The sequence below is a fragment of the Myceligenerans salitolerans genome, from assembly GCF_017349295.1.
Classification (GTDB): Bacteria; Actinomycetota; Actinomycetes; order Actinomycetales; family Cellulomonadaceae; genus Myceligenerans; species Myceligenerans salitolerans.
On record NZ_JAFMPK010000043.1, the window covers coordinates 1 to 11862 of the forward strand.

At 68.7% G+C, this 11862-nt stretch carries 15 protein-coding genes; 5 read left to right on the plus strand and 10 right to left on the minus strand.

Features of this window, described 5'->3' with window-relative positions:
• Positions 1-21: 21 nt before the first annotated feature.
• From J0911_RS10460 to J0911_RS20770, 6 genes are all read right to left on the minus strand, one after another.
• Positions 22-345: a hypothetical protein gene (locus J0911_RS10460; protein WP_207274113.1), complete on the minus strand. Its 324-nt coding sequence runs from the start codon at positions 343-345 to the stop codon at positions 22-24.
• Positions 346-350: 5 nt separating this feature from the next.
• Positions 351-1259 carry an IS5 family transposase gene (locus J0911_RS10465; protein ID WP_307864893.1) on the minus strand — a complete coding sequence of 303 codons (909 nt, stop codon included), beginning with the start codon at positions 1257-1259 and terminating at the stop codon, positions 351-353.
• Positions 1260-1362: 103 nt separating this feature from the next.
• Positions 1363-1749, minus strand: a complete 387-nt coding sequence (locus J0911_RS20765; protein ID WP_207275414.1) for an ArsR/SmtB family transcription factor — start codon at positions 1747-1749, stop codon at positions 1363-1365.
• Complete coding sequence (locus J0911_RS10475) at positions 1746-2216, minus strand: SRPBCC family protein (RefSeq protein ID WP_207275415.1); 471 nt, start codon at positions 2214-2216, stop codon at positions 1746-1748. The genes J0911_RS20765 and J0911_RS10475 overlap by 4 nt, the downstream gene beginning before the upstream one ends.
• 128 nt (positions 2217-2344) lie before the next feature.
• Positions 2345-3016 (minus strand): PKD domain-containing protein, encoded by a 672-nt coding sequence (locus J0911_RS10480; protein WP_207275416.1) that lies wholly within the window; start codon positions 3014-3016, stop codon positions 2345-2347.
• Between the two features lie 293 nt (positions 3017-3309).
• Positions 3310-3876, minus strand: a complete 567-nt coding sequence (locus tag J0911_RS20770; protein ID WP_207275417.1) for a DUF6318 family protein — start codon at positions 3874-3876, stop codon at positions 3310-3312.
• Positions 3877-4528: 652 nt separating this feature from the next.
• On the opposite strand from J0911_RS20770, the gene J0911_RS10490 reads away from it, so the two are divergent.
• Both J0911_RS10490 and J0911_RS10495 read left to right on the plus strand, forming a co-directional pair.
• Positions 4529-4825, plus strand: coding sequence for a hypothetical protein (locus J0911_RS10490; RefSeq protein WP_207275418.1), 297 nt, complete (start codon positions 4529-4531; stop codon positions 4823-4825).
• A gap of 322 nt (positions 4826-5147) precedes the next feature.
• Positions 5148-5726 carry a DinB family protein gene (locus J0911_RS10495; RefSeq protein ID WP_207275419.1) on the plus strand — a complete coding sequence of 193 codons (579 nt, stop codon included), beginning with the start codon at positions 5148-5150 and terminating at the stop codon, positions 5724-5726.
• Positions 5727-5847: 121 nt separating this feature from the next.
• Here J0911_RS10495 and J0911_RS10500 read toward each other — a convergent pair whose 3' ends face one another.
• A complete protein-coding gene (locus J0911_RS10500; protein ID WP_307865019.1) occupies positions 5848-6192 on the minus strand; it encodes a YnfA family protein in 345 nt (114 codons plus the stop codon).
• Between the two features lie 34 nt (positions 6193-6226).
• Entirely contained in the window at positions 6227-7030 is an 804-nt protein-coding gene (locus J0911_RS21100) for a hypothetical protein (RefSeq protein WP_307865020.1), read from the minus strand.
• Between the two features lie 243 nt (positions 7031-7273).
• On the opposite strand from J0911_RS21100, the gene J0911_RS10510 reads away from it, so the two are divergent.
• The gene (locus J0911_RS10510; protein WP_207275420.1) at positions 7274-8032 is read left to right on the plus strand and encodes a MerR family transcriptional regulator; all 759 of its coding nucleotides are present in this window, start codon (positions 7274-7276) and stop codon (positions 8030-8032) included.
• 175 nt (positions 8033-8207) lie between these two features.
• Here the strand turns inward: J0911_RS10510 and J0911_RS10515 are convergent, their stop codons facing one another.
• On the minus strand, positions 8208-9509 hold the full coding sequence (locus J0911_RS10515; protein ID WP_207275421.1) for an MFS transporter: 1302 nt from the start codon (positions 9507-9509) through the stop codon (positions 8208-8210).
• 226 nt (positions 9510-9735) lie between these two features.
• Here J0911_RS10515 and J0911_RS20775 point away from each other — a divergent pair, with 226 nt between their 5' ends.
• Entirely contained in the window at positions 9736-9858 is a 123-nt protein-coding gene (locus J0911_RS20775; protein ID WP_278186788.1) for a hypothetical protein, read from the plus strand.
• A gap of 175 nt (positions 9859-10033) precedes the next feature.
• On the opposite strand, the gene J0911_RS10520 is transcribed toward J0911_RS20775, so the two are convergent.
• Complete coding sequence (locus J0911_RS10520) at positions 10034-10849, minus strand: response regulator (RefSeq protein ID WP_207275422.1); 816 nt, start codon at positions 10847-10849, stop codon at positions 10034-10036.
• 84 nt (positions 10850-10933) lie between these two features.
• On the opposite strand from J0911_RS10520, the gene J0911_RS10525 reads away from it, so the two are divergent.
• Positions 10934-11815 carry an LLM class flavin-dependent oxidoreductase gene (locus J0911_RS10525; protein ID WP_207275423.1) on the plus strand — a complete coding sequence of 294 codons (882 nt, stop codon included), beginning with the start codon at positions 10934-10936 and terminating at the stop codon, positions 11813-11815.
• Positions 11816-11862 lie beyond the last annotated feature (47 nt).

Here is an 11862-nt window from a genome sequence, read left to right on the forward strand (position 1 = left end):
TAGGACCTGTTTCGGAAGTGGCTAGCGGTGGCTGATCCAGTCCAGGACGTGTGTGGTGATGGTGGTGTGGTCGGCCTCGGTGGTGGTGGCCTGTTCGCCGGTGGCGGCGTCGCGGTGTTCGATCTCGTAGCCGCCGAATGCTCCGGGGCGGGTGTGGACCGAGATCGACCAGTCGACATCCTCGTCCTCGGGATAGATCACGAAGAACGTGTTGTCGCCTGTGTTCAGGTCGGCGAGCATGTGCAGGATCTCGACGTGTCCGGGGTCCTCGACGTAGCCGCCGTCCTCGGTGTCGGCGTAGCAGGCCGGCCGGTTGGATAGCCAGGACGGGAGTGAGTCGTTCACACAGGTCAGGATGCCAGTGGTTGGCCTGCCCGGACTACGGCGTCGATCCAGTCGTCGATCGCGGCGACCTTCACGGTTGCCTCGTAGCGGACCTGGAGCTTGTCGAACCTCGTGGCCACTGCCCGGTGGCGTTTGAGGCGGTTGAACATGCACTCCACTGCGTGGCGCTTCTTGTAGTCGGCGTAGTCGACCTTCGGCGGACGCCCGCCGGCCGAGCCCTTCTTCAGCCGGTTGGCCTGGTGGTCCTTCTTCTCCGGGATCGTCGCGCGGATCCCACGACGACGCAGCAGCCGGCGGTTGCCCGCCGAGGCATACGCCTTGTCCCCACGCACCCGGTCCGGACGAGTCCGCGGACGACCGATCCCGCCGGGCCGGGCGACCCTGATCGTGTCCAGCACTGGCCCAAACTGCGGGCTGTCGCCCCGCTGCCCGCCGGTCACGATCATCCCCATGAGCTTCTGCCCCTGCTCACAGGCGGCATGCAGCTTCGTGGTCCACCCGCCCCGCGATCGGCCCAGCCCGTGATCGGCAGGCTCGGCCCCAGGCGACTCCTTCTGCGCTGCAGGGTCCCGCCGGGCACCGGCGGCGTGTTGATGCGCCCGGGCGATCGTGGAGTCGATCGACACCTCCCAGCAGACCTGCCCGCAGGCGTCGGCCAGCGTCCGTAACGCGTCCAGCACCCGGTCCCACACGCCCTCGCGCTGGTAGCGGCGAAACACTCGGTACAGGCTCGACCACGGCCCATACCGTTCGGGCACGTCCCGCCACGGACACCCCGCCCGGACCCGGTGCCGGATCCCGTCGACCTGCCGACGCAGGTTCCGCGCCGGTCGCCCGCACGACGCCACAGGCAGCAGCGGCTCAACCACCGCCCACGCCTCATCGCTCAGATCATGCCGCCCCGCCGCATCCACCACGGACCCGCAGCATGCCGAACCCGCAGGTCACACACCACTTCCGAAACAGGGCCTAGCTGCGACGCACAGTGCTTTCGGTGCAAGATGTCGCGGCTCCTAATCAGTCGTGCTGCTCTTCCTGCCGCGGTTGTTCCTGGCGTGTGTGCTGGATCGTCTCGGCGATCCGCTTGATCCGCTGGAGTCGCGCGTTCCACGTCGAGCCGACCGAGGCGAGCTGCGACACGGCGTGAGCGAGCTGGGCTTCGTCGACGTGGTAACGCTTCTCACGGCCCGAGGTCACCGAGCTGACCAGCCCTACATGGTCCAGGACACCCAGGTGTTTGGCCACGGCTTGGCGTGTCACGGGCAGTTGCTCGCCTAGCGAGGTCGCGGTTCCGCCTCCTTCGACGAGCAGCAGGTCGAGCAGCCGACGACGAGTCGGGTCGCCGATCGCCGACCAGAGCGCGTCGTCGATCTGCGTGCTTGGCCCGCGGCCCTGAGAGCTCACAGGCGCTTCTCCAGCGTGGCGATGTAGGGAGCGAGCCGCGGCAGGAAGTAGTCCCACCCCTTCATGTGCTCCCGGTACTGCTCCTCGAGGACCGCGGCTTCCCAGCCCATCTCGCGGAACCCAGTTTCGGTCATCCGTAGGGATGTGCCACCTTCGCGCGGCATCAGCTCGAACGTGACCAGCAGCGAGTTCCCTTCTGCCGCGGTCTCACCCGCTGGATGCGTCCACCGGAAGGAGAACACCCTCGGAGGGATCGCCTCCACTACGGTGAATGACGCCGAGTCGCCCTCTCCCTCGGGGTTGATGAAGATGATCTCTCCCGCCGACCCTGGAGTGGGCTCGTACCTGGCGTCGTCCGGCCACCACTCCTTGAGATGTTCTGGCTTGCTCACCACGTCGAAGACCACTTCCGGCGCGGCCTCGATGAGAAGTTCGCGCTGGATCGTTCCCAGCTCCTTGCTGTGCATGACTACCTCCCGCAACTATCGGTTGCATGTCACGCTACACCCACCCTCAGCTCTACGCAACCATTGGTTGCATCATCTATCGGCCCATGCGTCGGTGCGCGCCCGGGCGTTGCGGACGGCAGCGGTGCTCAGTAGCTCAGATCTTCGACCAGACGGGTGCGTGCCTCGCGGATCTCTATCGGCGGAGACTGGGACGTGGTTATTGCTTGGCCAGGCACATCGCGCCAAGCAGCGTCGCTGGAAAGGCGGAATTGTCCACGCCAGGTGGTCCTCAGGGTAATTACGGCAGTTCCCGGGGCGGTGTACGCATGCGCGATCGTGTGGTTCGGGTACGGCGCGCCGGGGTCAGCCCCCGTGCTCGACGTGCCGTCGCCCCAACTCCACGTGTATGTCTCCGGAACGGCCCGGATGCTGACCGGGATGCCGAACAGATCGGTGTCCAGGACCTGAGATTGGTTCTCGGCGTACGCGATCGTGTCGAGGTTGACGAGCGTCCAGCCGTCGGGCGGTTGAACCGCGAGCGCGCTGGGTTCGATGGTCATGTTTTGGAACGCGCGTGCTGCGGCAGCTGGAATGTCGACCTGCTGGCGTCGTCGTTCCGTTTGAACCTCGTCGTGCGATTGGCGGACGTCGTCGACGCATGACTCCTCCTCGACTATTCTCGGGGCGGTCCAGGCGTCGCCACTGCGTCGCTGTTCGAAGAGTGCACCTTGCGCCTGCTGACCCCCATGGCATTCGACGCCGCTGTGGGCGAGTCGCTGCCCATCGTGCTCGCACTCCGCACGGAAGGCCGGCAGCACGCCCGGCAGTTCCGAAAGCTGGCAAAGCTGAGGAGTTGCGCGCCACTGGCGAGTGTTGGGGTCAGAGAGGAGTCGGCCTGCGTGGGAGGTTCGCCTACTGGTGGTCTGCCCGTCTGTGGGCAATTCGCTGCCTGCATCCCTTGCAGCGTGGTCTGAGGAACTCCTGTGGGATGCCTCGATGCTGACGGACTGGCCCTGCATCGAGCTACCGAAGGTGGGTTGATCATACTCATCGGCTCCGACGAAGAGCGCAATTGCGGCACTGAGTGCAACGCTAATTGCTGACCGAGCGATCATGACTCTGGCCTGGGGGCGATCTCAACGACAACCCAGCCGCTGCCGCCCTCGGCGACCTCGACGCGGCTCTCGTTGACCTCGTGCCGCGCCGACGCGATTTCCGCGCCTGTTCGGTCGAGAGTTGATGACGCTGCTTGTTCCACGCGGACGTCGATTGGAATCAGGCTGGTGAGTGAGTCTTGTTGGTAGATGTCAAGTACTTCAACGGAGAGCGCACCGCCGAGGTAGGTATAGCCAGCCACTTTGTTCGCACGAGCCGAGGCGAGCGCATCATCGCAGAACCCGCAAGCCTCATGACTCATGGCCTCGAACTCCGCCGTATCCCCGGTCGCCATGATGTACGGATACAGCTCGATGAAGTACTCCGCCGCCGCCGCGGCGCCCTTGGCGTCTTCTCGATCCATCGCTGCGGGGCGCTGCGGCTTCTCTACCGGGGTGCGCGCCGACGCGGAGGCGGAGGACGACGCCTGAGGCTCACCGGCGACCGTCGTCGTCGGTGAGGGGCCTGCGTCGGTGTTGGCTGTACAGCCGGCAAGCCCGCCCAGCGCTGCGGCGAACGCCACACAGCGCCAAAGGCACGGTGCGTGCGTTTCGCGTCCCCGTTCGGACGCTGTCCGTATCCGCCTGTGCTCTGTTGCAGGCCGCATGGAACCCCCTGACGACGTCGCTCACCTGGACGGTTGCGGAAGCGCAACGGACATTGACGCTAGCCGTACCAAGGCGGAATCGCACGGGCGCCCTGTGGATAACTTCTGCTGCCGGACTCGGCGAGAGTAGGACACGGCCTGCAGGGCAGGGAGCTAGCCGTGACCGATCTGCCCGACTTCCCTTGACCTCGCGAGGGATGTCGAGATTGGGTGTCTCATGACAGCTCTGCCGATGGGGTGGGCGATAGAGCAGATGAGGGGGCCGCGATCGTTGCTGCGCACTCGGCGCATGCCGAAGGACGCTCGATTTCGGCGACTACGGCGTTGGCCCACGCGTACCGCTGCACCCGCGGTGACTTCGAAGGTTCGGCCGGGTGCGCGGACGACGACGCCGGGCTGCCACATCGATCCCGCGTGCCAGGTTGCGCGGGCGCACTTCTCGGTGCGTCTCGCCGTGGCACGGTCGGGAAGTGGGTCCCGAACATCTACTGTCCCATGGTCGGTCAGTGCGGTTTCGAACAGATGGTCGAGCAGACAGGGGGTTCGTTCGATGGTTGGTGCGAACGACATGGAAGAGCGCGACGACGATGCCACGGCATCATCGCGGGCGCAGGAGAACCTCGACCGGATCGCCGCCCGATTGGAGGCGTTGGTCGAGCAGCGCGACCCGGGCGCGAAGGGTGCGATGTCAGATCCGGCCGACGGCGCCACGGACGGGTTTCGCGCCAAGGAGCACCGATGGAACGCGGCTGCCGACGAGGTGCGCAGCATCATCCGGCTGATGCACCAGGCCCTGGATGAGCCCGACGCGCCTCAGAAAGGTGCTTTGAACAAGGCCAAGCCGACTGCGGACGGTATCGGCTGAATGTGGGTCGGCGTTCCCGCCAGGGTCAGGCCGGGGCGCATCTCGTCTCCGCCCTGAAGCGTCAGGCCGTGCCACGGCATGGTGTGCGCGTCGACACATGACCGGTTGCCTTTCTCAGGCGACGGAGTCATGGGGCGGCGACCGGTAGAGCGCTTGAACGCTCCAGTGGCCGGGTGGCCGGGTGGCGTTCTGGTTGAACGTACATGTCTTCGGGCCAGTGCTTCATGGCGCAGCTCTGGCGGGTCGACCGGTACGGGCTGCTGGACGACCAGCAGCGGTAATCGGCTTGCTCCCGCCGGTTCGCCCCCGGTTGGGTGGCCTCATGGCGACCACTCCCGAACGCTGGGTCCAAGGATCCAACCCCTACAACTGGGCTGACGACGCCCAAGACCCGCGTCGGGCGCTCGCCCGTCCTGTCGGGGAGAAGGAGACCCTGGCGAACTACCTCAAGCACTACCGCATCACGCTCGAGTTGAAATGCGAAGGGCTCGACGCCGCGCAGATGGCGCGGCGTTCAGTGCCGCCGTCGACGATGTCGCTGCTGGGGCTCGTGCGCCACATGGCGCAGGTGGAGAACCACTGGTTCGAGCGCGTGCTCAAGCAGCAGCCCGACGTCCGGCAGATCTATGACACGCCCGAGGACAACGACGGTGACTTCAACGGCGCCGTTGCCGACCCGGCCGTCGTGGACGAGGCGTGGTCGACGTGGCGGGACCGCGTGGCGTCGGCGGACGCCTGGCTCGACGCGCTTCCGGAGGAAGACCTGGGTACCACGGTTCCCCGCCGCGGGGAGCAGGTCGCCGTGCGGGACGTTCTGGTCCACATGATCGAGGAGTACGCCCGACACCTCGGGCACGCGGACCTGCTGCGGGAGTCGATCGACGGCCGAGTGGGGCAGTAGGGGCGTCTGGTTGGGTGTGTACGACGGCGGTCGTGGCCGGGTCGGCCTCGGTGCTCCGACACCGGCGGTGACAGAAACCCTGAAGGCTCGTGCGCACGTCGCCTACGTGCCCGGGTCCTGCTCAGTCCCCCCGCGGCCCATACATGATCACCGCCATCCCGCCCAGACAGATCAGTGCCCCCGCCACGTCCCACCGATCCGGCCGGTACCCGTCCGCCACCATCCCCCAGGCGATCGATCCCGCGACGAACACCCCGCCGTACGCCGCCAGGATCCGCCCGAAGTTCGCGTCCGGCTGCAGTGTTGCCACGACGCCGTACAGCCCGAGCGCGATCACCCCGAGCCCCACCCACAGCCAGCCGCGTTGCTCGCGCAGGCCCTGCCAGACGAGCCAGGCGCCACCGATCTCGAAGAGCGCGGCTACTACGAAAAGCAGGACGGAACGAGGGATCAGAGTCGGGTCCACGGGTTCACGGTACGACGGCGGTCGTCGGCTCGAGTCAGGCGGCGATCTGCCGGGACCACGTGGTGCCGTCGGACGTGAAGCCGACCCGCTCCAGATAGTCCGACTCCGCACGGCCGGCTTCCTGGCCGACCAGTACGGAGGTGCCGAAACGAGCACTCCGACCGCCGTGGGCTCCGGTGCCGTCGTCCCCCGCGCCGTCGTCCCCCGCGCCGTCGCTCCCCGCGCCGTCGCTCCCCGCCCCGTCGTCCCCCGCGCCGCCGGCGGCCGCACCCACGTTCCGCGCCCCCAGCACCGGCCGCACCACCTCCCGCAGTCCGGTCCCGGCCAGCGCCCTCGACTCCTCCCACACGAACTCCCCCGGCGTGAAGTCGCGGAATCGCAGGCTCACCCAGTCCAGCAGGACGGCCCCGACGCCGTCGCCCAGGTCGAGCACCTCGACCACACCTACCGTCTCGTCACCGCGTTGCACGAGGAAGGCGTAGCGCCGCTCGTCGTCGGCCGGCTCGGCGCGGAAGAGCGGCGCATGCCGGGCGATGTCGTCGGCGTGGACGCGGAGCACGTGGAGAAGGTATGCGTCGTCGGGTGCAACCTCGACGACGGCGTATGCCGCGGCCGAATGGCGTTCGCGGTTCAGCCGGATCAGCCAGTAGATGTTGATGAGGACGATCACGCCGTTCATCGCGGCGAACGGCCAGATTCCGAGGATCGTGTTGTACGCCGTCGCCAGCGCCGATCCCGTGAGGTTCAGCCAGCGGAAACGCAGTACGCGGGCCTGCGTGAGCGACCAGACGACGAGCACGGTCCCCGCCCAGCCGCCGATCTCGAGGAGGAGGTTCACGTCCCGAGGTTAGATCGCCGAGGCCGGTGCCGTCGCAGCCGTGAGCATGAGGTTCCTTACAGGGTCTGGAGGCTCGGCGGCGCACACTCGCCGTCCAGGAGTCTCACGACGGCAACCCCGGCCGCACCCGCAGCGGAGACAGGCTCGGCCCCGACGGGCGTGGGCCGCCCACGGCCGGCGTCGGCCGCGAGCCGTAGGCCACGACTTGAACTTGACGCAACGTCAACCTCTACAGTCGCAGTCATGAGCTGGTCCATCCAGGAGATCGCCCGGATCGCGGGCACCACGAGCCGCACCCTGCGGCACTACGAGCAGGTCGGGCTGCTGGAGCCCGCAGGCCGGGCGCCGGGCGGCGCACGGCGGTACGACCAGGACGCCCTGGTCCGGCTGCAGCGCATCCTGCTGCTCCGGGACCTGGGCATGGGGCTCGCCGACATCGGCGACGCCTTGCGCTCCGAACCGGACGTCGCCCGTGCGCTGGCCGCACATCGCGAGCAGTTGCGGGCGGAACGGGACCTGGTCGAGCGGCGGCTCGCGAGTCTGGATCGGACCATCGACGCACTGGAGAAAGGAGAGAGCATCATGGCCGAGGACATGTTCGACGGGTTCGACCACACCCAGCACAAGGAGGAGGTCGAACGCCGCTGGGGCAAGGAGGCGTATGCGCAGAGCGACGCCTGGTGGCGTGGCCTGGGCCCGGAGGGGCAGAAGGCGTGGAAGGCCGAACTGACCGCCCTGACCCAGAAGTGGATCGACGGCGCGTCGGCAGGCCTCGACCCCGCGGGCGACGAGGCGCAGGCCATCGCCGCCCAGCACGCCGACTGGCTCGCCGGGATCCCCGGCACTCCGGGCCACGGTACGCAGGCGCCCACCAAGGAGTACCTGGTGGGTCTCGCGGAGATGTACGTCGCCGACGACCGCTTCGCGGCGAACTACGGCGGCGGCGAGGGCGCGACCTTCGTCCGTGACGCGCTGACGGTGTACGCGGACCGTAACCTCTAGGTTCGACGGCCGGCGGTCCGACGGTCGTCGGGCCGACGGCGTACCGCTGGTCGGTCGCGAACGCGGCCGACCGAGGCGGCGATCGGTCCGATCCCCGAGCGAGTCGTGCGAACCACGGCCGTTCGAGGACGGACCGATCGCCGTCCACCGCATCGCCGTCCACCACCGGCCCGGCTCAGACCCGCGTCTCCACCTCCCGCGCCTCCCGCGCTCCCCGGAGCGCCATGAGCAGCGCCGCCACGACATACATCCCCGCCAGTACCCCGAACAGCCCCGGGGACCATCCCGTGTCCGGCACCACGGCGGCGGCCAGCGCCGCGGCTCCGACGAAAGCCGCGTTGTACAGCACATCGAAGAAGGCGAAGGCCCGGCCGCGGAACTCGTCGCCGGAGTCGCGCTGCACGATCGTATCGACGGCGATCTTCGCCCCCTGCGCGGCCATGCCCAGGAGTCCGGCCGCCGTCAGCATCAGGACCAGGCCTGGTTCGACGGGCACCAGGAGCAGCTGCGACGCCGCGGCGACGATCAGCATCGTCGCGATCCAGCTCTGCGGAGCCATTCGCCGGCCGAGCCAGGCCGTCACCACGATCGCGACACCGCCGCCCACGCCGGTGGCACCGATCACCTGGGCGAACACCGCCAGTCCGGAGGCGGAGTCCGCAGGGTCGGACAGCAGGTTCCGCGCCATCAGGATCGACGCGATGAACACGACGCCGTAGCAGAACCGGTGCGTCGCCATGGCGAGCAGCGCCTGCCCGGGCGTACGACGCGCGGCAAGGTACCGCGCACCGTCGGCCAGGCCGCGCGCGACCACCACGATCTCGCGCCCCACCCCGCCCGACGCCGGTACCACGGGCCCGAGCTCGTCCCGGCCGAGCCGAAGCGCCAACAGCGAGGCGCATCCCATGACGACCGCCGCACACGTCAACGCGGTCGCGTCCTGCACCCGGCCAGGCGATGCCACCTGTGCCACGAGGAAGGCGCCCAGCCCACCGAGGAAGGCGGCTCCCGCGCCGAGGGTCGGCGTCAGAGCGTTGGCGGTGAGCAGCAGCTTCTTGTCCTCGACGACGAGCGGCAACCCCGCCGACAGGCCCGCGAGGAGGAACCGGTTCACGCTCAGCGCCGCGAGCCCCAGGACGTAGATCCACACGGAAACGCCGTCGGCCACCATGAGGGCGGCCATGGCCGCCGTGATGACGACACGGACGGCGTTGCCGGCCACGAGTACCTGCCGGCGTTGCCAGCGGTCGAGAAAGACTCCGGCGAACGGTCCGACGATCGTGAACGGCGCGAGCATCACCGCGAACGCCCCCGCGATCGCCGGGGCGCTTCCCTGGGACTCCGGGGAGAAGAACAGCAGGTTCGCGAGACCGACCTGGAACATGCCGTCGCCGGCCTGGGAGACCAGCCGCACCGCGAACAGTTTCCGGAACCCCGAGCGGGCGAGCAGCACATGCAACTCGCGGAAGACGGACATGTCCCGAGCCTAGACGGTGCGCCAGGAGGGCCGCGGGTCGTCGCTCGAGTTCTCGGAGGGTGCCCGGGGACGCCGGGCGCACCCGTCAAGGGATCGGCCGCTGTTCCCGACGGAGTCCGTCCTACCGGTCTTGGCGACTTACCGTGCTGTAATGCGACTTTAGACCCTCGTGGCGCCGTCGTCGGGGTGCTAGCATTCCGCCGGTCCAGCCAAAGGAGGCTTGCACATGTTTGCGCTCGACAGCACTGGTCTGATCGCAATTGGTGTGATCGCGATCGTCATCGTCGGTCTGGCCGTCGGCATCACCGCGTTGATCACCGTCGTCTCGAAGCGCGTCCGGAAGGACTGACGCGGGCCAGGGCGGGGCGGCCCGCCGAAGAGTCGCCTCGCCGGGCCACGTGGATGCGACCCGCACGTGTGCGCATCGACCGGGGGAGTGACAGCGTTGACACGGCGGAGTCACCCCGGCTGCCGGACGCCACCTGGGTCCCGGGTATTCCGGCCGGATGCCGTACCGGCCCGCCTCAGTGCCCGACGATCCCCGCCTCACCCAGCAGCTCGCGGACGGTCATCTGGGACGACGTCATCTCCGTGACACCCGCTCCGAGCGCGGCGGCGCCGTGGTTCCGCACGGTCTCCGGGCTCCCGTAGATGACGAACGGGATCGCGGGGTCGAGTTCACGCACCTTCCGGAGGAGTGTCAGACCCGCGGTGGGAGCTTCGCTCCCGTTCTCCCGGCGGCCCATGTCCGAGATGATCGCCCCGTAGTCGCCGTACTTCAGCCGCTCGATCGCCTCGCCGGTGGAGCGTGCGAGGGTCACCATGACCCCGTCTCGCTGCAGGCCGTCGATCATGATGGCGTTGTTCTCGGGGTGGTCGTCGACCCAGAGGATCTCGCGGCTGGTGGGCCGGGCGGGCGGTGCAGGGTCCGGGGTCCGGCCGTCGGCGTCGGTGTCCGACGACGTGCCGGGCGTGCCGTGCCCGTCGAAGCCCGGTGTATCCCCGAGTTCCCCGTGATCGCCGACGTCGGATCGCGGCCTTCCGGGCACCACGACACCAGGTACGTCTACGCGCGGGGAGGCCCAGCCGGGCCGCGAGGTGCCGGCTGACAACGCCTCGACCTGCTCACGGAGCGACAGCACCTGGTTCTGCAGGTCCACGATCATCCGGTTCTGCTGATCGTTGAGCTGGGTGATGCTGATCCGCTGCCCGCCGAGCTCGAGTTCGAGGTCGGATCTCCGCAGCAGTGCTGCGAGCGGGCGCCAGAGCAGCAACAGCGCCGCGAGCACGAGCAACGGCCACAGCAGGGCGGCGAAGGAGGTGATCAGATCTGCGGCCATGGCCCGGAGCCTAGCCGGATTTGACCGTCTCGTACGCCAGCAAACGAGCTGTCCGGGGTGGACCCGCCTGAGTACGCTCGCGTCATGACGACACTGGGATGTGCTCTTCTCCCGACCTTCTCGCCACAGCAGTACCTGTCGATCGCCCGTGCCGCCGACGCGGCCGGCCTCGAGGAGCTCTGCCTCTGGGAGGACTGCTTCAAGGAGACCGGCATCGCCGCAGCGGGGGCGATCCTCGCGAGCACCAGCGGGCTCCGCGTACAGCTCGGTGTTCTCCCCGTCCCGCTGCGCAACGTCGCGCTGACCGCGATGGAGATCGCGACACTGGAGGGGATGTTCCCCGGCAGGCTGGAACCCGGCATCGGGCACGGCGTGCAGAGCTGGATGGAGCAGGTCGGCGCACGTGCCGCGTCGCCCCTCACCCTTCTGCGCGAGTACGCGACCGCACTGCGCGCCCTGCTCGCCGGCGAGCGGGTCACCGTCTCGGGCCGGTACGTGTCGCTCGCCGACGTCGCCCTCGACTGGCCGCCCACCACCGCTCCCCCGGTGATCAGCGCTGCCACAGGACCCAAGACCCTCCGACTGGTCGGGGAGGTCGCCGACGGCGTCGCGCTCGACGGCGGCAACGGCCTGACGAAGCTACGAGCCGCGACCGACACGGTCCGGAAGGCGTACGACGACGCCGGGCGCACCGACCCGTTCAAGATCGTGATCTCCGTGCCGGTGGCCACGGGCCCCGGCGCCGCGGAGCGCGTCCAGGCCTGGCTGCCCAGCTGGGATCTGCCCACCGACACGCCGGAGGAGTACTGCGTCTGGGGCGACTCGGCCGACGAGATCGCGGATGGCCTGCGCGCGTTCGCCGATCTGGGTGCCGACACCATCAACGTCCAGCCGCTCGAATCGGAGCCGGACCCGGAGGCGCTCGTCACGTTCCTGGGCCAGGAAGTACGTCCGCTGCTCCTGTGAGCGGAGGCGTCCCCTGAGCGGACGCACGCCAACCCGTCGCCCGGCCC

Bases quoted from the DNA above. Each gene is read 5' to 3' on its own strand.
- J0911_RS10475 (WP_207275415.1), bottom strand. From the start codon at position 2,216: ATGCACAGCAAGGAGCTGGGAACGATCCAGCGCGAACTTCTCATCGAG.
- J0911_RS10490 (WP_207275418.1), top strand. From the start codon at position 4,529: ATGGAAGAGCGCGACGACGATGCCACGGCATCATCGCGGGCGCAGGAG.
- J0911_RS10495 (WP_207275419.1), top strand. From the start codon at position 5,148: ATGGCGACCACTCCCGAACGCTGGGTCCAAGGATCCAACCCCTACAAC.
- J0911_RS10510 (WP_207275420.1), top strand. From the start codon at position 7,274: ATGAGCTGGTCCATCCAGGAGATCGCCCGGATCGCGGGCACCACGAGC.
- J0911_RS10515 (WP_207275421.1), bottom strand. From the start codon at position 9,509: ATGTCCGTCTTCCGCGAGTTGCATGTGCTGCTCGCCCGCTCGGGGTTC.
- J0911_RS20775 (WP_278186788.1), top strand. From the start codon at position 9,736: ATGTTTGCGCTCGACAGCACTGGTCTGATCGCAATTGGTGTGATCGCG.
- J0911_RS10520 (WP_207275422.1), bottom strand. From the start codon at position 10,849: ATGGCCGCAGATCTGATCACCTCCTTCGCCGCCCTGCTGTGGCCGTTG.
- J0911_RS10525 (WP_207275423.1), top strand. From the start codon at position 10,934: ATGACGACACTGGGATGTGCTCTTCTCCCGACCTTCTCGCCACAGCAG.